This is a genomic window from Bradyrhizobium sp. USDA 4354 (assembly GCF_054060315.1).
Window position 1 is genome coordinate 2331399 of sequence record NZ_JBSSDC010000001.1, and the last position, 24382, is coordinate 2355780.

Annotated in this window: 20 protein-coding genes and 1 pseudogene; 13 read left to right on the forward strand and 8 right to left on the reverse strand. The window is 61.5% G+C overall.

What is annotated here, in order from left to right; genetic code table 11:
• Positions 1 to 231: 231 nt before the first annotated feature.
• From ACVIIV_RS10890 to ACVIIV_RS10910, 5 genes and pseudogenes are all read right to left on the reverse strand, one after another.
• Positions 232 to 558, reverse strand: a pseudogene (locus tag ACVIIV_RS10890) (ABC transporter substrate binding protein); the annotation flags it as partial.
• 37 nt (positions 559 to 595) lie between these two features.
• Positions 596 to 1087: an ABC transporter substrate-binding protein gene (locus ACVIIV_RS10895; protein WP_456744189.1), complete on the reverse strand. Its 492-nt coding sequence runs from the start codon at positions 1085 to 1087 to the stop codon at positions 596 to 598.
• 285 nt (positions 1088 to 1372) lie between these two features.
• A complete protein-coding gene (locus ACVIIV_RS10900; protein WP_456744190.1) occupies positions 1373 to 1606 on the reverse strand; it encodes a hypothetical protein in 234 nt (77 codons plus the stop codon).
• Between the two features lie 868 nt (positions 1607 to 2474).
• Positions 2475 to 2777, reverse strand: coding sequence for a hypothetical protein (locus tag ACVIIV_RS10905; RefSeq protein WP_456744191.1), 303 nt, complete (start codon positions 2775 to 2777; stop codon positions 2475 to 2477).
• Positions 2778 to 3350: 573 nt separating this feature from the next.
• Positions 3351 to 4229 (reverse strand): GNAT family N-acetyltransferase, encoded by an 879-nt coding sequence (locus ACVIIV_RS10910; RefSeq protein WP_456744192.1) that lies wholly within the window; start codon positions 4227 to 4229, stop codon positions 3351 to 3353.
• 342 nt (positions 4230 to 4571) lie between these two features.
• On the opposite strand from ACVIIV_RS10910, the gene ACVIIV_RS10915 reads away from it, so the two are divergent.
• From ACVIIV_RS10915 to ACVIIV_RS10925, 3 genes are all read left to right on the forward strand, one after another.
• A complete protein-coding gene (locus ACVIIV_RS10915; protein ID WP_456744193.1) occupies positions 4572 to 5495 on the forward strand; it encodes a 2-hydroxyacid dehydrogenase in 924 nt (307 codons plus the stop codon).
• Between the two features lie 13 nt (positions 5496 to 5508).
• A complete protein-coding gene (locus ACVIIV_RS10920) occupies positions 5509 to 5865 on the forward strand; it encodes a cupin domain-containing protein (RefSeq protein ID WP_091883472.1) in 357 nt (118 codons plus the stop codon).
• Positions 5866 to 6093: 228 nt separating this feature from the next.
• Positions 6094 to 7551: an NAD-dependent succinate-semialdehyde dehydrogenase gene (locus ACVIIV_RS10925; RefSeq protein ID WP_456744194.1), complete on the forward strand. Its 1458-nt coding sequence runs from the start codon at positions 6094 to 6096 to the stop codon at positions 7549 to 7551.
• A 119-nt stretch (positions 7552 to 7670) separates the two neighbouring features.
• Here the strand turns inward: ACVIIV_RS10925 and ACVIIV_RS10930 are convergent, their stop codons facing one another.
• Positions 7671 to 8360, reverse strand: a complete 690-nt coding sequence (locus ACVIIV_RS10930) for a haloacid dehalogenase type II (RefSeq protein WP_456744195.1) — start codon at positions 8358 to 8360, stop codon at positions 7671 to 7673.
• Positions 8361 to 8699: 339 nt separating this feature from the next.
• On the opposite strand from ACVIIV_RS10930, the gene ACVIIV_RS10935 reads away from it, so the two are divergent.
• Positions 8700 to 10076, forward strand: coding sequence for an aminotransferase class III-fold pyridoxal phosphate-dependent enzyme (locus ACVIIV_RS10935; protein WP_456744196.1), 1377 nt, complete (start codon positions 8700 to 8702; stop codon positions 10074 to 10076).
• 30 nt (positions 10077 to 10106) lie between these two features.
• Here ACVIIV_RS10935 and ACVIIV_RS10940 read toward each other — a convergent pair whose 3' ends face one another.
• Positions 10107 to 10583 carry an Lrp/AsnC family transcriptional regulator gene (locus ACVIIV_RS10940; protein WP_456744197.1) on the reverse strand — a complete coding sequence of 159 codons (477 nt, stop codon included), beginning with the start codon at positions 10581 to 10583 and terminating at the stop codon, positions 10107 to 10109.
• A 113-nt stretch (positions 10584 to 10696) separates the two neighbouring features.
• Positions 10697 to 12022 (reverse strand): NAD(P)/FAD-dependent oxidoreductase, encoded by a 1326-nt coding sequence (locus ACVIIV_RS10945; RefSeq protein WP_456744198.1) that lies wholly within the window; start codon positions 12020 to 12022, stop codon positions 10697 to 10699.
• Between the two features lie 649 nt (positions 12023 to 12671).
• Here ACVIIV_RS10945 and ACVIIV_RS10950 point away from each other — a divergent pair.
• The 9 genes from ACVIIV_RS10950 (at position 12672) to ACVIIV_RS10990 (ending at position 24361) form a co-directional block, all read left to right on the forward strand.
• Positions 12672 to 14363 carry an ABC transporter ATP-binding protein gene (locus tag ACVIIV_RS10950; protein WP_456748703.1) on the forward strand — a complete coding sequence of 564 codons (1692 nt, stop codon included), beginning with the start codon at positions 12672 to 12674 and terminating at the stop codon, positions 14361 to 14363.
• Entirely contained in the window at positions 14360 to 16027 is a 1668-nt protein-coding gene (locus tag ACVIIV_RS10955; protein WP_456744199.1) for a peptide ABC transporter substrate-binding protein, read from the forward strand. Before ACVIIV_RS10950 ends, ACVIIV_RS10955 begins: the two co-directional genes overlap by 4 nt.
• A 55-nt stretch (positions 16028 to 16082) precedes the next feature.
• On the forward strand, positions 16083 to 17033 hold the full coding sequence (locus tag ACVIIV_RS10960) for an ABC transporter permease (RefSeq protein WP_456744200.1): 951 nt from the start codon (positions 16083 to 16085) through the stop codon (positions 17031 to 17033).
• A 38-nt stretch (positions 17034 to 17071) separates the two neighbouring features.
• On the forward strand, positions 17072 to 17950 hold the full coding sequence (locus tag ACVIIV_RS10965; protein ID WP_456744201.1) for an ABC transporter permease: 879 nt from the start codon (positions 17072 to 17074) through the stop codon (positions 17948 to 17950).
• 53 nt (positions 17951 to 18003) lie between these two features.
• Positions 18004 to 19314, forward strand: coding sequence for an NAD(P)/FAD-dependent oxidoreductase (locus ACVIIV_RS10970; protein ID WP_456744202.1), 1311 nt, complete (start codon positions 18004 to 18006; stop codon positions 19312 to 19314).
• Between the two features lie 73 nt (positions 19315 to 19387).
• Complete coding sequence (gene thrC, locus ACVIIV_RS10975) at positions 19388 to 20815, forward strand: threonine synthase (RefSeq protein ID WP_456744203.1); 1428 nt, start codon at positions 19388 to 19390, stop codon at positions 20813 to 20815.
• Positions 20816 to 20848: 33 nt separating this feature from the next.
• A complete protein-coding gene (locus tag ACVIIV_RS10980; protein WP_456744204.1) occupies positions 20849 to 21817 on the forward strand; it encodes a homoserine kinase in 969 nt (322 codons plus the stop codon).
• Positions 21818 to 22292: 475 nt separating this feature from the next.
• On the forward strand, positions 22293 to 23165 hold the full coding sequence (locus ACVIIV_RS10985; protein ID WP_456744205.1) for a GNAT family N-acetyltransferase: 873 nt from the start codon (positions 22293 to 22295) through the stop codon (positions 23163 to 23165).
• Between the two features lie 26 nt (positions 23166 to 23191).
• Positions 23192 to 24361, forward strand: a complete 1170-nt coding sequence (locus ACVIIV_RS10990) for an alanine racemase (protein ID WP_456748704.1) — start codon at positions 23192 to 23194, stop codon at positions 24359 to 24361.
• Positions 24362 to 24382: the final 21 nt, after the last annotated feature.

Genomic DNA, 24382 nt, shown 5'->3' on the forward strand with positions numbered 1-24382 from the left:
CCGCGAGGCAAGTCTAACCGCAGCGTGGACGCGGTGACACCCATAATCATGGGGGCGGCGATAACTTGGTCCCGCGTCAGGCGCGCATGGACAATCGTAGGGTTGCGCCTAAGCTAGAGCGCGTGCTCATAATCCGCGCTGCACTTGGGGTGCATATGACGTCCGCTCGGCCTCTGGCACCGGCCCACTACGGCATCTCACCAGATGTCCGAGTCGGGCCAACAGGCGACATCATTCGATCACCTCGTCAGCTTGGGCGAGCAAGGTGGGCGGCACGGTAAGGCCAAGGGCGTTCGCAGTCTTGCCATTGATGACAAGCTCGAACGTGGTTGGTTGCTCGACGGGAAGATCGGCAGGCTTGGCGCCCTTCAAGATTTTGTCCACATAGGTGGCGGCGCGTCGGAACAAGACGACGAAGCTCGCACCGAACGACATTAAGCCTCCATCCTTCGGAAACTCGCGAAGTCCGTACACGGCCGGAAGTCGGTGAGCGGCAGCGAGAGCAATGATCCGGGGTCTATGCACAATAGTCAGAACGTCGTCGAAGACGATGAGAGCTTGGGCGTTGCCTCCTCTGGCAGCGGCGAACGCCGCATCAAAATTCCTCCGGCCGTCCCACTTCGAGAGGCTGTAGCGCTACGCCCAGAGTGCGTGCCGCCACCTCAGCGGTCCGCCAGAAGGTGGCGTGGATAGCGACTGTCGAGTTCTTCATCACCGCGATCCGCGCAAGGCCCGGCGTCATCTCCTTCAGGAGTTGCAGACGCCTTGCGATCATTGCCTCATTGAAATAGCTCAGCCCCGTCACGTTTCCTCCGGGTCGCGCCAAACTTTCCACGAGGCCAAGTCCAACCGGATCGGCCGCCACCATAACAATGGGGATTGTTTGAGTAGCCTTCTTGGCCGCTATCGCAGCGACGCTGTTGCCGGCCACCAGCACATCCGATTTGAGACCGACAAGCTCGGTCACCAGCCCGGGGAGCCGCTCGACACGTCCCTCGGCCCAGCGCACCTCCAGCGCGATAGATCGACCCTCGACGTACCCCAGTTCGGTAAGCCGCTGCCGGAATGCCGCGAAGATATGTCCCATCGTAGCCTCATCGGCGCCGGCAATGTACCCGACCCGCCGAACCCTTGCTGGCTCCTGCGCGCCCACCGCGACAGGCCATGCCGTAGCGGCCGTTGCACGGCCTAGGAGTGCCATGAATTCTCGTCGCCGCATGCGCTGCCCCGTTGACAACAAGCAAATCCTAACACGGCCGATCGCCGATCAGACAGTCTGTTTAGGGTCACAAGCCGCCGGTCACGCTCAAGCTGGGTGACTTTCGCTTTCTCTTGCGAAGCTGACGGTCATGAGTACACACCCTCGCCCGGCTCACGAAAGATCATGCCGCGGCGGCGGATAGCGCCGGGCCAGCACCGACAAGGATAGATGACGCTCGTCTTCCGGCAGCTCCAGATAGGCCAGCACGAGCGGCCGCTTCCAGTCACCGACGCCGAAATCCATCGCCATCCATTTCTGCGGCTCGGGTCCATCGAGGCCCCGGACCCAGACGAAATAGCGGGGAAGGTCGTCGGCGTCCGCGTCTGTCGTGCGTCGTCTGGCCATCAATGTTGTCCGCTGCGTCAAATCGGTTGCCACAGGATATAGAGGCTGGCGCGGGGAAGTCGAATGCCTCCGGACGCAATCTCTCCTCCTCGTCATTGCGAGGAGCTCTTGCGACGAAGCAATCCAGACTATCTCCGCGGATGCATTCCTGGATTGCTTCGCTGCGCTCGCAATGACGAGGAGGAGATGGGGCAAGTATAATGCTCTCGGGCTGAAGAGGATCCCCACCGGAACAGAATCTATCCAAACGCTGCCGGGCCGTAATCTCAAAATTCCGATTGACCGAAATTCGGAAATATCGTACGTGTCGCTCACCCCGGCCCAAGGATCCCGGCCCAAGGATAAGGGGCGTTTCGCGATCGTCACGATGCGCGGGCCGGGTGGCGGTGGGCGTGGAGCGCATCGGCGCGCATGCAATCGCAGGGCGGGTTTGGCCCGTGAGCGGTTGAGCAGCGCGCACACGACCGGTGCGTTCCCCGTACGGCAAAAGCGTGTGGTCCTGACGCCCGGGGTCTGTGCGTCAAGGCTTGCGGTGGTGAGGCGGCCCGACCGGGCGCGCGCATCAGTTATCCGCAAGGCGATGGGGGCAATAGTGCATCGCTCCCCGGGGAGAGCGCGCCATAAGCCGTCAAACCACTGCGCAGGGAAAGGCCGGGATGTCCGGGCTGCCCTGTATGCCGCTGTGCATCTGTCTTCGCGCAATTTGCGCACAGCGGACCGCGGGTGCCAGCCGGCGCCCGGCCTTCCCTGCGCCCTTTCCAACGAAGGGGCGTCGAGAGAAGCACAGGACTCGGGCGTCATGCGTCGCGGGGCCGCACTGGCGTGTCTTGCTGTTTGAAAATCGAAGTGTGTCCGCTCATCCTGCCAATCATCGCCACAAGTCGCAGGTCGCCACGCGGTTGATGTCGGCGAGGCGACGGTCCGCGTTTCCGTTCGGATCGAGGCTGCCGACCAGCGTCAGCAGACGCCGGTAAGCGCGAGCGGCGACCTCGACCGGCAGCGGGGCCTCGTCAAAGGCCTCGACATAGCTGCCGACGACACCGCAGAGCAGGCGGCACAGACCGCGCTGGGCGGGATCGTCCCGGCCGAGCGTCTCGAGCTTTTGCTGAAAGGTCTGGAAGGTCCGCAAGCCGTGGTGTTGCTGCGAAAGCCACGCGTGCAGGTCGTTCATGTGAGCTCCTTCGGGTTACGGAAGAAGCTACCGGTTTATACAGGGGGGATGCGGGAATGGCTACGGGAGGAGGACCGATAGAACTCTGCTGAACCAGTCCGTCTACGCCAAGAGGCTTCGCCGGACACGCTTCGCCCTTCGGTTCAGCATGGCCGCGCCACGCGAAGCCCGAAGGGCGAAGCGTGGTGCCCCTGGCCGACAATTGCCTAGTAGCATAACCGATTGAATTCCGAGTAGTTTTAGCTGCAGATTGGTGCCGATACCAACAGGAATACCAACAAGGTGACGCACGGCATTAGCTCGCAAAAATAAATCAGCAAGCGCTCGGCAAGCAGTCAGGCGAGCGCCTACTCAGCAGCTTACAGTCCTCTGCGAAGGGGAATGGTTGAGTGGCCTCTCCGCCATTGTACGATTTGCTACGCCAATCTACGATATCGTGTGCTTGGGTCCGTCTCTCTGGGGGCGTGGCGAGCGAATCGTCCGCTCTGCTAGCTGCCGTAGCCATGGCCCATCTCGGTAGGGACGCGATCAGCACCAATGGCACCAGTCCCCACGGAGCTTCGCTTCATAGCCTCAGCTCAACGCGTGACCGGCTAGCCCGTACACCCACGGCTCATTTTCCTTTCGGTTCAGGAATCGCCGGCCCTTAGACATCGTTGTGACGGTATCGGTCATTCCGAGGCGGCTCTGTTGAAGGAAGTCGGCAAACACACCCGTCTGCTCCCGCGTATCGACGCGGACGAATTGTCCCGCGAGATCCTTCAGATGCACGGCGGTGAGATGGATCGCGTCACAATCATTGCTGGCGACGATCGGGCCGATCACATGACCGCGCCCGAATTCGCGCTTCATGGAAAAACCGACGGCCTCTCCGCCGCGGCGCAAGACGGAGATTGCCGCACCTTCAGAAAGCAATGCGAGCAGCTTCTGCCGGTTAGTTCCGAACGCGCGTTCATCCAGTGCCGCGATCTCTCCGATGTTCGCCGTGGACAGCGAGCTCAATTCACCGGCCAGAGCCGGCACCGGCGGAGGTGGTGAGACGAGTTCTCCTTGCCACAGATATACGGTGGCTTCCTTCGTGAACCCCAGCGACAGATACAGGTGATAGGCGGCATGGGTTGAGTTGAGGGTCAAATTCCGGTCGCCACACCGCTCGAAAACCTGCTCCATGAGCCAGCGGCCAGTACCTTGTGCCTGGGTTCGGGGCGATGTGATCACCAAGCCAATCGTCGCGAATTCCTGGCTATAAGGGAACCACATCGCGCTGCCGAACACGCGGTCTATGCCATCAACGGCGACGATGCCGTGGCCGGCGCGGCGTAGGAAATCCCAGTCCTTGGGACGATGCGGCCAGCCGACACCGATCGAAAGCGCGTGGAGCAGCTTCACATCAACGTCGTTGATGTCCTTGGCCACCAGTTCAAAGGACTTCACGCGTACCGTTCGTCCCATTCAGCTCATCCATTCCTTCGCGGGACTCAAACCCCGCGGCCTATCCCCCGCCGGCCTTCTGCTGCGTGCCGCGCAAGCCCTCTTTTGCAGCAGCATAGCGCGGAAGGCCAGCAGGTTTCGCTGTTCGGCAGGCGGTATTCGGAATGTTTCGCCGCCAGTGCAACTCGATTCAGCAGGGAAAGCTGCTGGTTGCGGCCTACCGATAGCCGGCAACAGCAGGCAGGATGGGCCCCAGTGAACGTTGAAGGCTTCGCTGGAGGGCTCGCCGCCTTTCCAGCCCGCGGTGGCCGGCCAGGCCGGTCTCAACACGCCGCATCCCGAGGACCTGAGAGGACCACGTCGATGGCGTTCCTTTTTAATTCCGATCCTGCTCGGGCGGCTATTTTCCGGCAGGCCTTTGCGCGCGAGCTCCCTGATCTCGAATTCTATCATTCCAGCGAATGCTTCGAGCCGGAAAAGATACGGTACCTGATAACCTGGAACGCGCCCGATGATGTCTCGCGCTTTCGAAATCTGGAAATGCTCTTTTCCATCGGTGCGGGGGCCGATCAATTCAAGCCGGAGACCATACCCGACCGCGTCAAGCTCGTGCGCATGGTCGAGGATGGCATCATACGCATGATGCAGGAGTACGTCGTGCTTGGGGTGCTGACACTCCATCGCGAGATGCTTGCCTATCGGGAGCAGCAGGGAAGACGACTATGGCAGGCTCTTGCAACGCCCCAGGCGGCCGATCGGCGCGTCGGCTTTCTGGGCCTTGGCATGTTGGCACAAGCTGCGATTGATCGCCTGAAGCCGTTTGGATTTCCGCTTGCCGCGTGGAGCCGCAGCAACAAGACGATCGAGAGCGTCACCTGCTTCCACGGCGATGGTCAGCTTGGCAGCTTCCTGAAAGGAACGGACATTCTCGTCTGTCTTCTGCCCCTGACGGAGCAAACAAGCAGCATCCTGGACGCACAGCTGTTCTCTCTCCTGCCGGCGGGAGCAAGGCTGCTGCATGTCGGCCGGGGTCCGCAGCTTGACCAGGGCGCACTCATCGAAGCGCTCGACAGGGGACGTCTCGCCGCAGCGATGCTCGACGTGACCGATCCGGAGCCGCTGCCGGAAGACCACGCGCTCTGGTCGCATCCGAGGGTGATCATCACGCCGCATATCGCGTCGGTGACGCAACCGCATACGGCCGCGCAATCCGTCATAGAGAACATCCGGCGCCATCACGCCGGACGAAATCCGATCGGCCTCGTCGATCGAACGCTCGGCTACTAACAGGAAAGATGCCATGTCACTTCTGATTGCCATCGACACCAATCCGGATTTTGTACCGAAGAAGGCCGTGCCAGCTCCGGAACGGCTCATTTCGGGCAATCCGTCCTTCAAGACCTGGGCGCAGGACGCCTCGAAGGGTGAGAAAGTGCTGACGGGCGTCTGGGAGGCAACCCCCGGCGAGACCCATTCCATCAAGGGCACCACCTTCGAGTTCTGCCACATCATCTCGGGTCTTATCGAAATCGAGGAAAAAGGTGGTGAGACGAAGACCTTCCGCGCCGGCGATAGCTTTGTGATGAAGCCGGGCTTTGTCGGGGTCTGGCGCACGATCGAGACCGTGCGGAAGATCTATGTCTGCCACTATGACTGAGCTCTCCCACTATGACTGAGCACGATGACTGAGGGGCGGCCTCACTAAACGACCGCCAGAACAATCGACTTTCGAGGCCCCATCTGACCGGATTCAACGTGGTCGGACGCTTCCTTCTCGATGAAAAATGCGGCGCGCGGTCCTGTATCTCTCGGATGAGACGGCTTTGTCTCGCCAATCACACAACGGCAGTGATGGCGGTTTGACCCCAAGGAAGGGAATAAATACATGGTTGCATTGAAAGACAAGGATCTGTTTCGCCAGCAGGCACTGATCGGCGGCCACTGGCGCGACGCGAGTGCGAAGGCGACGGTTGATGTCATCGATCCTGCGAGCCAAACAGTGCTTGGCACCATTCCTGACATGGGCCGAGACGAGACCAAGGCAGCAATCAACGCTGCGGCCGACGCGTTCAAGCATTGGAAGACCACGGCTCATGCGGAGCGTGCCGTTCTGCTGGAGCGCTGGTATGAACTCATGCGGCGCCACGAGCAGGACCTCGCGCTGTTGCTGACGTTGGAGCAGGGCAAGCCACTGGCGGAATCGCTCGGCGAAATCCGCTATGGGGCCTCCTTCGTCAAATGGTTTGCGGAAGAGGCGCGCCGGATCAACGGATCGACGATTCCGTCACCCACGATCGATCGCCGCATTCTGGTTTTGAAAGAGCCGGTCGGCGTCTGCGGGATCATTACGCCCTGGAATTTCCCCAACGCGATGATTACACGCAAAGTGGCACCTGCGCTTGCCGCGGGCTGCACCGTCGTCATCAAGCCCTCTGAATTCACACCGTTTTCGGCCCTCGCGATTGGTGTGCTGGCGGAGCGGGCAGGAATTCCAGCTGGCGTGATCAACATCGTGACGGGCATGCCGGCGGACATTGGCAAAGAGCTGACAGCCAATGAGACCGTCCGCAAGATCTCGTTCACGGGATCGACCCGCGTCGGCGCGCTGCTGATGAAAGGCGCCGCCGACAACATCAAGCGGCTCAGCCTCGAGCTCGGCGGCAATGCGCCATTCATCGTCTTCGATGATGCCGATATCGACCGCGCCGTCGAGGGCGCGATTGCGTCGAAGTTCCGCAATGGCGGCCAGACCTGCGTCTGCTGCAATCGCATTCTCGTGCAATCAGGCATCTACGATGCCTTTGCACAGAAGCTCGCCGGCAAGGTCGCGAAAATGAAGGTCGGCGCCGGCACCGAAGAGGGGGTCGCAATCGGGCCGATGATCAATGGCGCGGCGATCGAGAAGATCAGGCGGCACGTCACGGACGCCTTGGACAAGGGCGCAAAGATCATCTCGGAGAGTGAGGCGATGCCGGAAGGTCGGCAGTATGCCCGACCTCTCGTGCTCGGTGGCGCGACGACTGAGATGCTCCTGGCTTCGGAGGAGACCTTCGGGCCGGTCGCGCCGCTTTTCCGGTTCGAGACGGAGGACGAGGCGATAGCGATCGCAAACGGTACGCCCTTCGGTCTTGCGGCGTATTTCTACACTGAAAACCTGAAGCGCTCCTGGCGTGTTGCCGAAGCGCTGGAGTTCGGCATGGTCGGCCTGAACACCGGCCTGATCTCGACGGAGGTCGCGCCTTTCGGCGGTGTCAAACAGTCGGGACTGGGACGCGAGGGATCTCAGCTCGGGATAGAAGAATATCTCGAGAGCAAGGCCCTCCATGTCGGCGGCCTGGACTGAGCGTCCATCGGGTCTGTATCTGAAACAAGAAAAGGGGGCGGCTGAACCGCCCCCCTTTTCCTTGGCCAGCGCAGATCTCTATTACTGAAGTGCCGCGAGAGATCCCGAAAGAACTGCGCTCAGGCGCTTTTGCGAAGAGGCTCCAGGCCGACTGCGGCAGCCAAGCCGCCGATGCCTGAGACCTCGGTGTATTCATAGAAGGGGTTCGCCGGCTCGTGACCGCGGTTCACCCATACCTTGCTCTTGATACCCAGATCGTAGGCGGTCATCAGATCGTAGCGGAACGAGGAGGAGACGTGAGTGATATCTTCCGGGCCGCAGCCCAGCTTGTCGAACATGTATTCGAAGCCTTTCATGTGCGGCTTGTAGGCGCCAGTCTCCTCGGCCGTGATGACCGTGTGGAAGGGAGCGCCGAGCTTCTCCACGTTGGACATGATGAGGTTCTTCATGGAGTTCGACAAGATGACCAGCGGGATCTCTTTGGCAACCTTGGCCAGACCAGCCGGGACGTCGGCATGTGGACCCCACGTGTGGATCTCTCCATTGATGCGCTGGGCATGCTCCGGTTTAAAGACGACACCATTGCGCTTGCAGGCGCGCTCCAGCGCGTTGTGCACGACCTCGTAGTACGGTTTCCAGGAGCCGAGAACCTCGTCCAGGCGATAGGCTGAAAAGTCCTTGATGAGCTTTGCCATCGCCGCGGCAGAAAGCTCCGAGCCATAGACACGGGTCGCGGCGCCGGCCATGTCGAAATTGGTCAGCGTGCCGTAGCAGTCGAAGGTGATGTATTTCGGTCTGAATGTCGCCATAGCTCCAATCCTTGCGATCTCGCACCGCTTGCCGGTACGACACGCACCATAGTGAGCAGCCGACGAGATAAAGCGCCGATGTCGCGATGGTCGGGAGCAGATTGTGTCGTATCGCATCGGAGCCGTGGCAGAGAGTTGCGCGACGACGGCTCTCCTCGTTTAGCCTTCATGCGGTCGCCGCACCATGCCGGCATAAGATGCCGCAGTGGTGCCCAATCAAAGTCAAAATGCCCTCCGTCCATGTCCTGCCTGGGAGCAAGTGCTGTCTTCGGCAACTTATGTTGAGCCCGGACACAACGGGCTGCTCGCACAAACATCGCGGCCGATCTGGAGGACCATATGTTGAGCAATTCGCTAATTGAGCTCGATCGCGCGCATCTAATTCACCCGGTCTCTTCTTATCGAAGCCACGAGGCGACGGGCGTCCGCGTGCTGAAGTCAGGCAAGGGCGCGACGCTGACCGATGTCTCGGGACGTCAATTGCTGGACGGCTTTGCGGGTCTGTGGTGTGTCAATGCCGGCTATGGACAGGACAGCATCGTTGGAGCGGCTACGCGGCAGCTGCAGGAGCTGCCTTATGCGACGGGCTATTTCGGTTTGGGCTCGGACCCGGCGATCCGGCTGGCGGCCAGGTTGGCTGAATTGGCGCCTGGCGATCTGAACCATGTCTATTTCACCTTGGGCGGCTCCGATGCCGTCGACAGTACGATCCGGTTCATTCGCTACTACTATCATGCCAAGGGGACGCCAAAGAAGGATCAGTTCATTTCCGTCGAGTCTGGCTACCATGGATCGTCGACGGCAGGGGCGGGCTTGACGGCGCTGCCCGCCTTTCATGCGGGCTTTGGGGTGCCATACAACTGGCAACACAAGATCCCCTCGCACTATGCCTATCGCAATCCTGTCGGTTCCCATCCCCAGGCTATCATTGCGGCGTCGGTCGCGGCCTTGCGGGCCAAGATTGCCGAACTCGGCGCCGAACGCGTCGCCGCCTTCTATGTCGAGCCGGTGCAGGGGTCAGGAGGCGTCCTCGTTCCGCCGCCGTCCTGGCTGAAGGCCATGCATGCTGTCTGCAAGGAGCACGATATTCTGTTCGTCGCCGATGAGGTCATCACCGGCTTTGGCCGTGTCGGTCCGCTCTTCGCCTGTGAAGAGGACGACGTCGTGCCGGATCTCATGACCACGGCAAAGGGGCTGACCTCGGGCTACGTGCCGATGGGGGCCGTTCTCATGTCCGACGGCGTCTACAACACGATTGCCGATGGCGCGGGCAAGGCGGCCGTCGGCCACGGCTATACCTATTCCGCTCACCCCGTCAGCGCAGCCGTTGGGCTCGCGTGCCTCGACCTTTACGAAAACGGCTTGCTCGAGAACGGCCGGAAGGCCGGGCATCGCCTGCTGGAAGGTCTTCGCGCGCTTGCCGATCATCCGCTTGTCGGCGACGTCCGCGGTCGCGGCATGCTGGCTGCAATCGAGCTCGTGACCGATAAGGAGCTCAAGACGCCCTTACCAGCGGAAGCCGATGCGGCGCGCCGCATCTTCGACCGCGCATGGGACAATGGTCTCGTGATCCGCGCCTTCGCGCAAGGCGTGCTGGGCTATGCGCCGCCGCTGTGCTGCACCGATAGCGACATCGACGGCATCATCGAGCGGACAAAAACTACGCTGGACCAAACGCTCGAAGACAAGGACGTCCGCGCGGCGATGAAGGGATAATCACCGCGCTGCCGGTCGGCGCCGTTGTTCTTAGCTATTGAAGATGCTTTCGAGCGGCAGATGGGATTTCACGATCGGGGACTTCAGCACGACGAAACTGAAGTACTTGTCGATACCGATGTCCATCTCGACCAGGCGTTCCATGACCGCTTGGTATTCGCTGATTCCCGCGGTGATGAACTTGACGAGATAGTCGTACCCGCCTGAAACCAGATGGCATTCGACGACCGAATCGATCTTTTCGATCGTCGTGAGAAAGCGAGCGAAATCGATCTGCCGGTGATTCTTCAGTGTGATTTCAGCGAAGACCGTCAGAGTTTGTCCGAGCTTGGCAACATCGACCTGGGCGGAATAGCCGGTGATGAAGCCCTCCGTCTGCAGCCTCTTGACCCGCATCAGGCACGGGCTCGGAGAAAGATTTATCGCCTCTGCGAGCTCGACGTTGGAAATGCGCCCGTTCTTCTGCAGTTCGCATAAAATCCTGATGTCGATCTTATCGAGCTTCATAGCAATGCCATCAGATGGGGCCGACAACGGCGTCAGGGCTTTGAGTCTTCAGCGTCATATGCATCTTCATAGCATCAACCAGCAGCTTTTCCCAACGAGGCGGAAACTGCAATTTAGAAATCGCTGACCTTGCCCCAGGCGCTTCCTTTCAGCCGCTCCGGCCTGTAGGGGCGCGGGTCGACGATTGGCGCACGACCGGTGATGATGTCGGCGATCATGTGCCCGGTGCCTGGCCCAATCCCGAAGCCGTGACCACTGAACCCCGCCGCAAGGATGAACCCTGGAACAGACTCAACTTCACCGATTGCCGGAATGCCGTCCGGCGTGCTGTCGATGTAGCCGGCCCAGGCGTTTGAGATGGTGAGGCCCCGGAGTTCCGGCAGCAACTCGCAAGCTCGTCGATGTGTCTGCCGGATCTGCCTCATGTCGGGATGAGGATTGAGCGTGCGGTTCAGCTCCATCGGGGTCACCTCGTCTAGCCTCCATCTCGCCAGGGATTCGTGGCCTTGCCGCATGCCCTCAAAGGCCCCAGGGCTGAGGCTTCGCCAGCGGCGGGAGAAGAGGGGGAGGAATTCGCGGCCGAACCTGAACTGCTGCGGGGTCGGATCGACTCGCGCGCGCCCGCTGATGGCCAACGTGTATCCGCCATTGCCGCGCCGCGTGGCCGACACGAGCCCTGCGTAGAGAGCATCAGGCAAGCCGGCCGCGCCCGGGGCCAGGGCGAGAATCGAAGAGCGCACGGATGCCTGCGGGAAGCGAATTCCGAGCTGCTTGCAGAACGAAGATGCCCATGCGCCTCCTGCCATGACCACCGTCTTCGTCCGGATCGTGCCCGCCTCGGTCACCACGCCGTTGACCCGGCCGGCACCGAGCTCGATGCCGCGCGCGGCGCAGAGCTGGTGCACCGTGCCACCCGCCGCCATGATCGCACGCGCGGCGATGGGGACGGCTTTTGAAGTGTCCGCCGTCCCGTCTGTCGGCGAGAAGACGCCGCCCTTCCACTTGCGACCCGTCGCCTTGCCCCGACCGCTCGCCTCTTCCGAGCTCAACATATGCGTCGTGACGCCGACGGTCCTGGCGAAGTCTCGCCACTTGGCCCAGCCTGCCAGCTCATTCTCGTCGTTCGACAAATACAATAAGCCGCAGCGGCGAAAGCCCGTGTCTTCACCCGTTTCCTGGGCCACTCGTTCCCAGAGATCGAGGCTCTTGGTCGCAAGCGGCAGCTCGCGTGCGTCGCGGTTCTGTTGGCGGCACCATCCCCAGTTGCGGCTGGACTGCTCGCCGCCGATGCGGCCCTTCTCGAGCAAGGCGACCTTGAGGCCGCGACGGGCGAGATAGTAGCTTGTGAATACGCCTACGACGCCGCCGCCGATGACGACGACGTCCGCTTCACGAGGAAGGGATGGACTGGATTCGATATGCAGGAGCGGCGCGCTCATCCGACAGGGATCTCCGGTGGTCGCCGTAGCGTAACCGAGGAATTGCGGCAGCCCCCGCGGACTTTCGTCGTGAGACCGAATATCCTGCGGTTTACTGCCTTTGACGCAGGCTAATATTGCGAAAATACCTTGCTTGCGTCGCAGCTTGCAGGCGGCGAGACCAATGCACGTGCTCCTGCGATCCGTCGCGCCTTCCTGGCAGGGGGCCACAGCAGGCCTGGCGGCGCAGATTGAAATGCCAAATCGGACTTCGTTTTCAGAAGTTCGTGCTGCCCGGATGCCGGCTTTCGGCGACTCCGCGGTGATTGAAATCATCAAGATCGGCAGAACGGATCGAAGGATCGAAGTTCATAGAGGCAACCCGCATGAGCCTTGTCGAGGAGCAGATCTTGGCGGAAGCGATCAAGCTATGAGGTCGGCGCCATCCATGCTTCGCTTCGATCGAACTGACCCGTTCGGTCGGCGCCGCGCTCCGAAGAAGAGTTCTTGCCTCTTGCGCGGGGAGGCCTGAATCATGTCGCAGCCTCCAATGGAGGAATGGCACGTCGAGCGTCAAATCATCGACCTGTCGAAGAAGCGCGGCAAGGCAAAGAAAAGGCGCGGCCCGCAGCAGGATGGCCGAACGAAGCTGAAAAGGGAGGATGTTCCGATGGCCTCTGGCAAGCTGGCTGCTGCCCCCGCCGATGTCGCGCTCTCGGTGCGGGAGCTGAGCATAAGTCTGCCGCAAGGAATGGAGCGGGCCTACGCCATCGAGAACATCTCCTTTGATCTGAAGCGCGGACAAATTCTCTGCATCATCGGGGAATCTGGATCGGGCAAGTCGGTCACCGCCAATGCGATCATGGGGCTTCTGCCGAAGGTGATTAGGGTCACCTCAGGGGCGATCCACCTGAATGGGACGAACATTGTAGGCCTCGCGCCTGAGAAGCTCCGCAGCCTGCGCGGCCGAGTCGTCTCGATGATCTTTCAAGATCCTCTCTCGGCGCTCAACCCGCTGATGACCGTGGGCGCGCAGATCGAGGAGGTGATGGCCGCGCACGACGTCGGCACGCCGGCCTCGCGTCGCAGCCGGGCCATAGATTTGTTGATTGAAGTGGGTCTGCCTGATCCGCAGCTCATGTATCACCAATATCCCTTCCGGCTTTCGGGCGGGCAGCGGCAGCGGGTGATGATCGCCATGGCTCTGGCCCTCGAACCTGCGATCCTGATCGCGGATGAGCCGACCACCGCGCTCGACGTGACGACCCAGGCGCAGATCCTCAAATTGATCCGTGACATTCAGCGCCGCAAGGGAATGAGCGTCATGTTCATCACCCATGATTTCGGCGTCGTCGCGGAGATTGCCGACCACGTTGTGGTGATGGAGAAAGGCCATTGCGTAGAGCAGGGCAGTGCCGCGCAGGTGCTGAAGTCGCCCGATCATCTCTATACGCGCCGCCTGATCGCAGCCGTGCCCCACCTGACCGGCAAGGACCGCGTTCCCTCGGAAGCCGGGGAGCGCGCGTCGATCATGAAGGTCGAATGCCTGGCAAAGACTTATCGCAGCGGCAGCGTGCTTTTCCGTTCGCAGCGCATCGTGCCTGCGGTCAATGGGGTCAGCTTCGACCTCACGTCGGGTCGCACGCTCGGCGTCGTCGGGGAAAGCGGTTCCGGCAAGTCGTCGCTCGGTCGGCTGCTGATCAAGCTCATGGAGTGCGACGGCGGCTCGATTCTGTTCGAAGGCCGCGACATTGCCGGGCTTTCCGAAGCCGAGTTTCGGCCGCTGCGGCCGAAGATCCAGATGATCTTTCAGGATCCTTTCGCATCGCTCAATCCGCGATCGACGGTCGGGCAAATTCTCACAGTCGGCCCGGTCGCGCATGGCATGCCTTACGACGAAGCTTGCGAGCGCGCGCGGGAGCTTCTGTCCCATGTCGGCCTGGATGCAGGCGCTTTTGAGCGCTATCCGCACGAGTTCTCAGGCGGGCAGCGCCAGCGCGTCGGCATCGCTCGAGCGCTGATGTTCAAGCCAAGATTGCTGATCGCCGACGAAGCGGTCTCAGCGCTCGACGTATCGATCCAGGCCCAGATCTTGAAGCTGCTCGACCAGATCCAGCGGGAGACCGGCGTCTCAATGATCTTCATCACCCATGATCTGCGCGTCGCAAGCCAGATCTGCGATGAAATCGCCGTCATGCACCGAGGGCAAATCGTGGAACGCGGGCCGCCGTCCCAGATATTCCTCGATCCGAAATCCACCTACACGCGAGAACTGGTGGCAGCGATCCCGGGCGAGCAACCCCGGACCATGCCCGAACATGCAGATTACAGCGGACAGCACAACGGAGGAGCGACGTTATGACCAAGCATTCTGCGACGACCTCGAACTACTCGCGGCGCGATGCTCTGCGAATGGTGGCGATCGGCGGAGCTGCCGGCATCTTCGCGCCAAACCTGTTGGGCAAGCCTGCGTTTGCTCGCGCTTCGGCAAAGCCAAGTGGCCGCGTGATCGTCGGGCTTGGACAAGAGCCGACCGTTTTCAATCCGCTGATGGCACACATTGAAGTCGATGATGGTGTGCATTTCTCGGTGTTCGACGCGCTCTTCCGCATCGACCCTCAAGGCGTCATTCAGCCCAATCTCGCCGTGGAAGTGCCGAACCAAAAGAACGGGGGTATTTCGGAAGACGGTCTCAAATGGCGCATTCGTTTGCGTGACGACGTCCGCTGGCACAACGGCAAGCCTTTCAGCGCCGAGGACGTGAAGTTCACGCTCGAACTGATCACGAGTCCCAACTTTCGGAGTTGGCGCACGGCTGGCCATGCTCTCGTGCGCGACATCACGGTGGTCTCACCGACGGAGATCTCGTGGCGAATGGAGGAGGCCTTTGCGCCCTATCTGTCGTTCCTGACCGAAACCTTCATCGTCCCCAAGCACATCCTCGAGAAAGAGGCCAATCCGAACAACGCCGCCTTCAACCAGGCACCGGTCGGCACCGGCGCCTTCAAGTGGAGCAAGAGGGTTGCTGGTGATCATCTCGAACTCGTTGCGAACACCGAATACTTCGGTGATGGCCCTCACATCGAGAGGCTGGTCTTCAAATACATTCCCGATCTCACGGTCCTCTACACCCAGTTCAAGAGCGGCGACATTGATCTCGTAGGTCAGCCTTACATCACGCCCGATCATTACGGGGAAGCCAAGACGCTGCCGAATCGGGTGGTGACGCTCCTTCCAAGAACCTCGTTCGAATCCTTCTACCTGAACCTCGAGCGTCCGCAGTTCAAGGAGCTAGCTGTTCGCGAGGCGCTCTACGCGGCGATCGACAAGGAGGCGATCATTCAGGGGCTCTACTACGGGGTGCCGACCCCGACAGAGACGTTCATGCCGCGGCAGTCCTTCTTCTTCAACGCCAATCTGCCCCTGCACCAATTCGACGTGAATCGCGCGGGCAAGATCCTCGATCAGGCCGGCTGGGCAAAGGGCGCGGACGGCATTCGTGCCAAGAATGGCGTTCGTCTGTCCTTTACCAATTCGACCACATCCGGCGATCCCCTCCGCGAACAGGTGCAGCAGTACCTGCAGCAAACGTTTGCTCAGCTGGGCGTCGAGATGAAGATATCGAACCTGCCCGCTGCCGTGATGTGGGGCGAGTTCTGGATGCAATCGCAATTCGATTCCGTGATCGTCGGCAGCTCGTATCTGATCGGTGCCGACCCGGACGTCACCAACCGCCTGCACTCGCGTTCGATCGGAGCGAAAGGCGGTCGCGGCTCGAACAACGCGCAGTATGCAAATCCGGAGGTCGATGCCCTGCTCGACAAGGGTGCGCGCACCTTCGATCCGGAAGCGCGGCGCGCGATCTACTCTCGCGTACAGGAACTCGTGCGCCGCGACCTGCCGTTCCTGCCGCTGTATCAGAGCAACTCGGTCGAAGGTCTCAAGAAGGGGATCAACGGATTCGTGCCGAATGGCAATACCCGCACGGAATCCTGGAACGCGCTGGCCTGGTATTGGGCGAGCTGATGTCTGGCGGGGTGTACCGCGGCGGACGGCATTGTCACGCTAATGGAGGACTCGAATGTCCGCCTTCCTGCTGAATCGTCTCTTCCAGAGCATCGTGCTGCTGGTGATCGTCTCGATCATCGGTTTCACGGTTCTCAACCTCATGCCGGGCGGGCCCCTCGCGCAATTCGGGCTCGATCCGGGCATGACCCAGAAGGACGTCGAGCGGCTCGCTTCACAGTTGGGCCTCAATCGCCCACTGTGGATCCAGTATCTCGATTGGGCCTGGCGGCTGCTGCAGGGCGACTGGGGGCACTCTTTCCGGGACGGCTCTTCCGTGCTTGCGGTGATCGGTCGCCATCTGCTTGCGACGCTGCTGCTGATGGGTACATCCACCGCATTGGCGATCGCGGCCGGCACGTGGATCGGAATCCGCGGTGCCACCCACCGCTATTCCCTCTTCGACTATTGCGCGACTGTCGGCGCCATGGTGGCGCTGTCCGTTCCGACGTTTTGGTTCGGCCTGATCGGCATCTACATCTTCACCCTGAAGCTGGGTTGGGTGCCCGCAGGCAACATGTACACGATCGGCGACGGCTCGGTGCTGGACTATCTGCATCACCTGATCTTGCCGAGCATGGTGCTGTCGCTCGTTCATGTCGCGATCTGGAGCCGTTACATGCGGACGGCGACGCTCGATGCGTTGAGTCAGGATTTCGTCAAGACGGCGCGAGCCAAGGGCGTGAGCGAACGCCGCATCTTGCTGAAACATGTCATCGGCAATGCGCTGTTGCCGATGATCACGCTGGCAGGAATGCAATTGCCCAGCATTCTCACCGGCGCGCTGGTCACGGAGACCGTGTTCACCTGGCCGGGCATGGGGCGGCTGTTTCTCGACAGCCTTGGCTACAGCGACTATCCGGTCGTGATGGGGCTGTTGATCTTCTCGGCCATCCTGGTCGTGTTGGGCAATCTGATCGCAGACATCGTGATCGCAACTGTCGATCCGCGCATTCGCTTGGCCTGAGCCTGCGGACCCAGGCCAGATAAGAGGAGCCAGTAGATATGACCGCCATCGTCGTGCACACAGCTCCGGCCCGCTGGTGGAACAGCCGCGCTGTCAACCGCTTCATGCGTCACCATCTGGCGCTCCTGGGAATCGCGATGATCACCCTGCTTGTGCTGGCGTGCGCCATCGGTCCCTATGCGTTGCCTTACGACTCGCTCCATATCGATCTGCGCGCCCGCTTTGCTCCGCCTCTGACAGGCCACCATTACTTCGGTACGGACCCTTTGGGGCGCGACCTCGCCGTGCGGCTGTTGATGGCCGGGCGCGTCTCGCTGGCGGTGGGATTCTCCGCGATGTTGCTGTCGACGCTGATCGGTACGTTCGTCGGCGTGACGGCCGGTTATCGTGGCGGCTGGGTCGGGGCGTCGCTGATGCGGACGGTGGATGGCTTCCTGTCCTATCCCTCGATCTTTCTCGTGCTGGCGCTGGCCGCAACGCTGCGGCCGAGCCCGGTGATGATCACGGTGATCATTGCGGTCACGAGCTGGATGGAGACCGCGCGAATCGTCGAGGCCGAAGTCCGTTCGCTGCGCGAGCGCGAGTTCGTTCAGGCTGCGCGCATGGTCGGGCTTAGCAGGGCGCACATCATGTTCCGCGAGATCCTGCCCAACGCCATGGGTCCCATCATCGTCGCCGCAAGTCTGGCCGTCGCCCGCGCGATCCTTCTGGAGGCCTATATCAGCTTTCTCGGCTACGGCATCCAGCCGCCGCTGCCCAGCTGGGGCAACATGCTCAATGGCGCCCAGCAATATCTGGCGAGCGCGCCCTGGCTCGCCATCATTCCCGGTGCCGCCATTACGATGGCGGTAACGAGCTTCAATTTCATCGGTGACGGTCTGCGAGATGCCCTCGACGTTCGAAACGACCACATCTGAGCGATTTAAACCGAGCCGCGGCTGAACCCAGCAACCATACGAGAAGCAAAGCCATGCACGCGCCGAGAGTTGCCGAGAAGGCCACGCCCTATTGGTGGGAAGCCGCGCCGCTTAAGCCGCCGCCTCAGCAGCCAATAGCCAAGAAGCTCGACGTGTTGATCGTGGGCGCGGGCTATGCAGGGCTCTCGGCCGGCCTGGTGCTGGCGCGCGAGGGCCGCTCGGTTGCGGCCTATGATGCCATGGACCCTGGCGAAGGAGCTTCGACGCGCAACGGCGGTATCACCAGCGGATCCATTCGGCCCGACTACGCGACGCTCACGCGCCGGTTCGGAGAGGAGAAGGCGCTGGCGATCGAGGCGGAAGGCAAGGCCGCGCGCGAGTTCCTGTACGATTTCATCAGGACGGAAGGCCTCGCCTGCGACTTCCAGCTGGTGGGGCAGTTCAAGGGCGCCTTCGGCTATGAGCAATACGAAACCATGGCGCGTACTGCTGAGAGGCTCGCAAGGAAACTTGGAATCGAAGCTTACGCAGTTCCTTATGCCGAGCAGCGCAAGTATATCGGCACCGATGTCTATCGCGGCGGTACGGTTCGGATGGACATCGGCGGACTGCACCCGGCGAAATTCCACGCCGAACTGCTGCGGGTCGCGCTCGCTTCCGGATTGACAGTCCACGCGCGCACGCCCGTAATCTCGATCGACAGAGATGGCTCCGGTTTCCGCGTCGTCACCGCGGCCGGTCCGGTGCAGGCGCGTCAGGTGCTGGTGTGTACCAACGGTTACACCGATGGCGCCGTGCCCTTCCTGCGCCGTCGGCTGGTCCCGGTTCGCAGCCGGATCATTGCGACGGAGGAGCTTGCGCCCGAAGTCATGGCGCGGCTGATGCCGAAACGCATGATGATCACCGAGAACCGGGAGGTCGGCTTCTATTATCGGCCCTCGCCTGATGGCAAACGCATCTTGCTCGGCGGCCGCGACAGCTCTCGGGTCGGCGACCCCGTCGCTCCGAAGCTGCTTCTGCGCAAGGGCCTCGTGAATCTGTTCCCTGAACTGGAGGCCGTTCGCCTCTCACACAGCTGGTTCGGCCATGTGGCCATGAACCGCGACATGATTCCGCGCATTTTCGAGAAGGAAGGTATCGTCTATGCCAGCGGCTTCTGCGGGTCGGGGGTGGTCTGGGCGCCATGGGTCGGTATGCATGCGGCCCACAAGCTCATGGGACACGAGGAGCGGGCGCGCACCGCGTTCGACTTCAGGCCTCCAGCCTTCATCCCGTTCTATCGAGGCAATCCGTGGTTCATGCCCGCCTTCATTCAGGGCTACCGGATGCGTGACCGGATCGCGATGTGGCGCGCCAGCCGTTGATGGCCGGCAGCACAGCTGACAAGCCAGGGTGTGAGTTCCGGAGGCACTTCCGCCTCTCGAAAGAAAATTGACGATGCAGTACGTGTCCACGCGCGGTCATTCAGGCCGCAAGCAATTCTGCGAGGCATTGCTCGAAGGCCTCGCCCCGGATGGCGGGCTGTACGTCCCGGAAACCTATCCTCGCGTGGATCACGCCACGCTGGATGCGTGGCGTACGCTGTCCTACGCCAACCTGGCTTTCGAGATCCTGTCGCTCTATGTCGGCGATATTCCATCCGCCGACCTGAAAGCCATCTGTGCAAAGACCTACGCGCCGGAGATATTCGGAAAGCCTGACATCGTGCCGCTGCGAGAGCTGGAGAGGGGACTCTATCTCCAGGAGCTGTCGAATGGTCCCACGCTGGCGTTCAAGGACATGGCCATGCAGTTGCTCGGCAATCTGCTCGAGTACGAGCTGGCGCGCCGGCAGGAGAACTTGAACATTCTTGGTGCGACCAGTGGCGATACTGGAAGCGCCGCAGAATACGCCATGCGCGGCAAGAAAGGGGTGCGGGTGTTCATGCTCTCGCCCCGCGGACGAATGAGCGCCTTTCAACAAGCTCAGATGTTCAGCCTCCAGGACCACAACATCCACAACATCGCGATAGATGGCGTCTTCGACGATTGCCAGGACATCGTCAAGCGGGTGGCGGGCGATCTGGCGTTCAAGCAGCAATACAAGATCGGTGCGGTGAACTCGATCAACTGGGCGAGGCTGCTTGCGCAGGTCGTCTATTACTTCTCCGGTTATCTGCAGGCGTCCGAACCGGGGGCGACAAGTGTAAGCTTTGCGGTGCCTTCGGGGAATTTCGGAAACATCTGCGCGGGGCATGTTGCGCGCATGATGGGGCTTCCAATATCCCGGCTGGTCCTTGCAACCAACGAGAACGACGTGCTCGATGAGTTTTTCCGCACCGGGGTGTATCGCGTCCGAAGTCGCACTGACACGCTCGAAACCTCAAGCCCGTCCATGGACATCTCCAAGGCCTCGAATCTCGAACGCTTTGTATTCGATTTGCTCGGTCGCGACGCAGACAGAACGAAATCGCTGTTTGCTGATCAGCTCGGGGAGCGAGACTCGTTCGATCTGAGTGGAGAATCCAGATTTGCAGAGGCTGCAGCCCGTTTCGGCTTCCGTAGCGGAAGAAGCACACATGCCGACCGGCTCGCGACCATCCGTGACACGTGGAAGCGCCGGAACACCGTGATCGATCCACATACGGCAGATGGCGTGAAGGTCGGGCGCATGCACGCGAGCCCCGAGGTGCCGATGATTGTGCTCGAAACTGCACTGCCGATCAAATTCGCCGCGACGATCAAGGAAGCCCTGGGGCGGGAGCCCGATCGCCCGCAACGCTACGAGGGCATCGAGAAGCTGCCGAGGCGAGTCAGGGTTCTCCCCGCGGATGCACAGGCGGTCAAGAACTACATCACCGGGATTGTGCGCGATAGAGCCTGCTGAACAGCAGATATCGGAACGAAGACCGCGTCAACCATGGCTGTATTCACGGAGCTGTCATTCGACCAAGCCGCAGCGTTCTTTCGAGCGCTGGGTCTCGGCGCGCCTCGTTGCGTTCGTGGGATCACCAGCGGAATTGAGAACACGAACTACTTCGTCGATACGGATCGGGAAGGATACGTGCTCACCATTTTTGAGCGCCTCACCTTCGAGCAACTGCCGTTTTACCTCCACTTCATGAAGCATCTTGCGGCGCGGGGAATGCCCGTCCCCAATCCGGTCGCTAACCGTGACGGCGCAATCCTTCACTCACTGAAGGGGCGGCCTGCCGCGGTCGTTAACAGGCTTCCCGGTGCAAGCGAGATGGAGCCTACGGTCGCGCATTGTGGTGCCGCCGGAAAATTCCTCGCGCAGGTGCACCTGGCTGGGGCCGATTACCCGCGACAGCAGATAAATCCGCGCGGCCTCCAATGGTGGAACGAGGTTGTGCCGGTGGTCGGTCGCTATGCATCTGCTGGACAGCGCTCGCTGCTCGCGAGTGAATTGGCGTTTCAGAACCAGGTCGCTTTGTCCTCGACCTACCGGCAACTGCCCAGGGGACCGGTGCACGCTGATCTCTTTCGCGACAACGCCTTGTTTGAGCGGGGGCAGCTGTCCGGCGTTCTCGATTTTTACTTCGCCGGGTGCGACGCGCTTCTGTTCGACATTGCAGTGTGCCTCAATGATTGGTGCATCGATAATCCCTCCGGCCGTTACGACGACGAGCGAGTCATCGCCTTCCTCGGCGCATATGAGAGCGTCCGGATGCTGACTCCCTCGGAACGCTTGCTGCTTCCCGCGATGCAGCGCGCTGCGGCATTTCGGTTTTTGCTCTCGCGCCTGTGCGACCTATATCTGCCCCGCGAAGCTACGCTCCTAAAGCCACACGATCCGAGTCACTTCGAGCGCATGTTACGCATGCTGCGTGGAGAGATCCCCATGATGATCGCCGAATTGGCACCCTAGTAAGGATTGGTGGCAATTATGACGCCGACTCTCGAAGTCCGCGCCGCAGTCGCCCGACGCGTCGGCGCGCGACACGTCGTGATAACCGGCGTCAATCCGCACCGTCTGGCGCTAACATTGATGTCGCGGACGTTGTTGCTGTCAACGTGACCAAGGAAGATCTTACGTCCGTGACCCGGCGCCTCGGCATGAAGGAAGGTTTCGATGTCGGGCTCAAGATGAGTGGTGCTCCCGCCGCATTTGAGGCGTCAGCTCTGACGGCCCGCTTTCGAACGCCGTCTTGGCGCGCCAGCCGCTGACGGCAGATTGGCCGCGTCGAGCCACGAACAATAAAATTCTATGCCGAACTTTGCTCCAGTCCAATTGTGTAATACTGTCTGGTGCAACGTACAGTGCGGACGATGCGGGGATCAGGTGGTCCTCGCCGTCAATCAGGTACTGGCGACAAGTACCGCGGCACGAGAAACGTCGACCAATGATGAAGCCCGCAGCTTACCAGGCCGGAGATCGCGACGATCGAGCCGCGGTGCTGGTTCCATTCGCCAGATCGCATCTGGAAGGCGCCCTGAAGCTCTCGCAGGAGATGTCCTGGCCCTATCGGCTCGAAGATTGGGATGTCGCGCTGCAGCTGGGAAAAGGCTTTGTTCTGGAGCGCGCTGGGACGGTGATCGGGACCGCGGCATGGTGGCCGTATGGCGAGACCCATGCTTCCGCTGGTATGATCATCGTCGCGAAGACCGCGCAGGGCCGTGGCTATGGGGCCCGGCTGATGGATGCGTTGCTGACGTCCGCGCGTCCACGAAGCATTGCGCTGAATTCGACCGCCGAAGGCCAGGCGCTTTACCAGCGGCGCGGTTTCGTCCCCATCGGGGTCATCCACCAGCATCAGGGAATTCCCAGAGGACGCCATGAGCCGCCGCCGGGGCTCGTCAGGCCAATGGCTGCCTCGGATTTCGAGGTGATCATGCGAATCGATCGCGACGCTACGGGCTTGGAGAGACGACAGATGCTCGAAAAGCTGCTCCAAAGCGCTGATAGCTATGTCCTGCAGCGCGACGGCACGGCCCGCGGCTACGCCATCTCCCGGCTTTTTGGCCGCGGGCATGTCATCGGTCCAGTCGTCGCCGTAACCGCGACCGATGCACAGGCGCTGATCGAGGCTGCGCTCGCGCGGCTCGGCAGTGGTTTTGTCCGCATCGACACCTCTGCCACATCGCAACTCGGGGATTGGCTTAAAGGCGTCGGCCTGGAGCAGGTCGGCGATGCCACCACCATGATCTTGGGCACGCCGGCACCATCAAGCGGGCCGGCACGCGTGTTTGCGATTCCCAATCAGTCGTTCGGCTAGGAGATATCCACGTGCTACGCGAGGAGATGAGCGGAACGGATCACCAGAACTCCGAGACGGCTGCAACGCTCGGCACGCTGGCCACGCCGGCTCTCCTGCTCGACGAGCATCGACTCGATCGCAATCTCGCCCGCCTGTCCTCGCGCATGGCGGAGCGGGGCGTCGTGCTGCGTCCCCACATGAAAACCGCCAAATCCATCGACGTGGCCCGACGGGCCTATCCGTCGGGACCGGGACCGATAACTGTCTCTACCTTGGCGGAAGCCGAGTATTTCGCGCGGCACGGTTTTCGCGACATGACTTATGCGGTGGGTCTGGCGCCCCACACAGCTGAAAGAGCAATGCGTCTGCGCAAAGCAGGTGTTGACCTTAAAGTCCTGCTGGATTCGCCGGAGCAGGCAAGAATGCTCGGCGCCGCCGGTCGTGCGGCTGGTGTGACACCGACCGCGTTCATCGAGATCGACTGCGATGGTCACCGCGGCGGGCTGACCGCGAACGATCCAAAGCTCATTGCAGTCGCGGTCGCGCTGGGCGAGGCCGGGGTCAAGCTTGCCGGCGTTCTCACCCATGCCGGCGAATCCTACAGCCTGTTCACGCCCGAGGCTCTCGTCGCCGCCGCGGAGAATGAGAGAGCAGTGGCGGTTGCCGCGGCGGAGACCTTGCGGGCGGCCGGGCACCAATGCCCCATCGTGAGCGTCGGCTCGACCCCGACAGCGCATTTCGCCGAAGACCTGACCGGCGTCACGGAAATGCGGGCGGGAGTCTACATGTTCTTCGACTTGGTCATGCACGGTGTTGGTGTCTGCACGACGAACGACATCGCGATCTCGGTGCTCGCCACCGTGATCGGCACCAAGCCCGAGAAGGGCTGGATTTTGGTCGATGCCGGGTGGATGGCGCTGTCGCGCGACCGCGGCACCGCGGCGCAGCGAGTCGATCAGGGATATGGTCTGGTCTGCGACGTGGCCGGCAAGGTCTATCTGGACCTGATCGTTTCGCAAGCAAGCCAGGAGCACGGGATCCTCGCCGTCAGGCCCGGGTCGGCGCACGCTTTGCCCAATCTTCCAATCGGCGCGAAGGTCAGGATTCTCCCCAATCACGCCTGTGCGACGGCGTCGCAACACGAGTTGTACAACGTCGTCTCCGCCGGCCGCGACGCGATTCACGCCCGATGGCCCCGGATGCGCGGCTGGTAGGGTTGGCCGGCCATTCCTGGC

Excerpts from the sequence above, each read along its gene's own strand:
- ACVIIV_RS10905 (WP_456744191.1), bottom strand. The coding sequence starts at position 2,777 with ATGAACGACCTGCACGCGTGGCTTTCGCAGCAACACCACGGCTTGCGG.
- thrC (WP_456744203.1), top strand. The coding sequence starts at position 19,388 with ATGCAGTACGTGTCCACGCGCGGTCATTCAGGCCGCAAGCAATTCTGC.
- ACVIIV_RS10970 (WP_456744202.1), top strand. The coding sequence starts at position 18,004 with ATGCACGCGCCGAGAGTTGCCGAGAAGGCCACGCCCTATTGGTGGGAA.
- ACVIIV_RS10985 (WP_456744205.1), top strand. The coding sequence starts at position 22,293 with ATGATGAAGCCCGCAGCTTACCAGGCCGGAGATCGCGACGATCGAGCC.
- ACVIIV_RS10955 (WP_456744199.1), top strand. The coding sequence starts at position 14,360 with ATGACCAAGCATTCTGCGACGACCTCGAACTACTCGCGGCGCGATGCT.
- ACVIIV_RS10900 (WP_456744190.1), bottom strand. The coding sequence starts at position 1,606 with ATGGCCAGACGACGCACGACAGACGCGGACGCCGACGACCTTCCCCGC.
- ACVIIV_RS10950 (WP_456748703.1), top strand. The coding sequence starts at position 12,672 with ATGGCCTCTGGCAAGCTGGCTGCTGCCCCCGCCGATGTCGCGCTCTCG.
- ACVIIV_RS10965 (WP_456744201.1), top strand. The coding sequence starts at position 17,072 with ATGACCGCCATCGTCGTGCACACAGCTCCGGCCCGCTGGTGGAACAGC.
- ACVIIV_RS10920 (WP_091883472.1), top strand. The coding sequence starts at position 5,509 with ATGTCACTTCTGATTGCCATCGACACCAATCCGGATTTTGTACCGAAG.
- ACVIIV_RS10925 (WP_456744194.1), top strand. The coding sequence starts at position 6,094 with ATGGTTGCATTGAAAGACAAGGATCTGTTTCGCCAGCAGGCACTGATC.
- ACVIIV_RS10935 (WP_456744196.1), top strand. The coding sequence starts at position 8,700 with ATGTTGAGCAATTCGCTAATTGAGCTCGATCGCGCGCATCTAATTCAC.
- ACVIIV_RS10895 (WP_456744189.1), bottom strand. The coding sequence starts at position 1,087 with ATGGGACATATCTTCGCGGCATTCCGGCAGCGGCTTACCGAACTGGGG.
- ACVIIV_RS10910 (WP_456744192.1), bottom strand. The coding sequence starts at position 4,229 with ATGGGACGAACGGTACGCGTGAAGTCCTTTGAACTGGTGGCCAAGGAC.
- ACVIIV_RS10960 (WP_456744200.1), top strand. The coding sequence starts at position 16,083 with ATGTCCGCCTTCCTGCTGAATCGTCTCTTCCAGAGCATCGTGCTGCTG.
- ACVIIV_RS10980 (WP_456744204.1), top strand. The coding sequence starts at position 20,849 with ATGGCTGTATTCACGGAGCTGTCATTCGACCAAGCCGCAGCGTTCTTT.
- ACVIIV_RS10990 (WP_456748704.1), top strand. The coding sequence starts at position 23,192 with ATGAGCGGAACGGATCACCAGAACTCCGAGACGGCTGCAACGCTCGGC.
- ACVIIV_RS10940 (WP_456744197.1), bottom strand. The coding sequence starts at position 10,583 with ATGAAGCTCGATAAGATCGACATCAGGATTTTATGCGAACTGCAGAAG.
- ACVIIV_RS10945 (WP_456744198.1), bottom strand. The coding sequence starts at position 12,022 with ATGAGCGCGCCGCTCCTGCATATCGAATCCAGTCCATCCCTTCCTCGT.
- ACVIIV_RS10930 (WP_456744195.1), bottom strand. The coding sequence starts at position 8,360 with ATGGCGACATTCAGACCGAAATACATCACCTTCGACTGCTACGGCACG.
- ACVIIV_RS10915 (WP_456744193.1), top strand. The coding sequence starts at position 4,572 with ATGGCGTTCCTTTTTAATTCCGATCCTGCTCGGGCGGCTATTTTCCGG.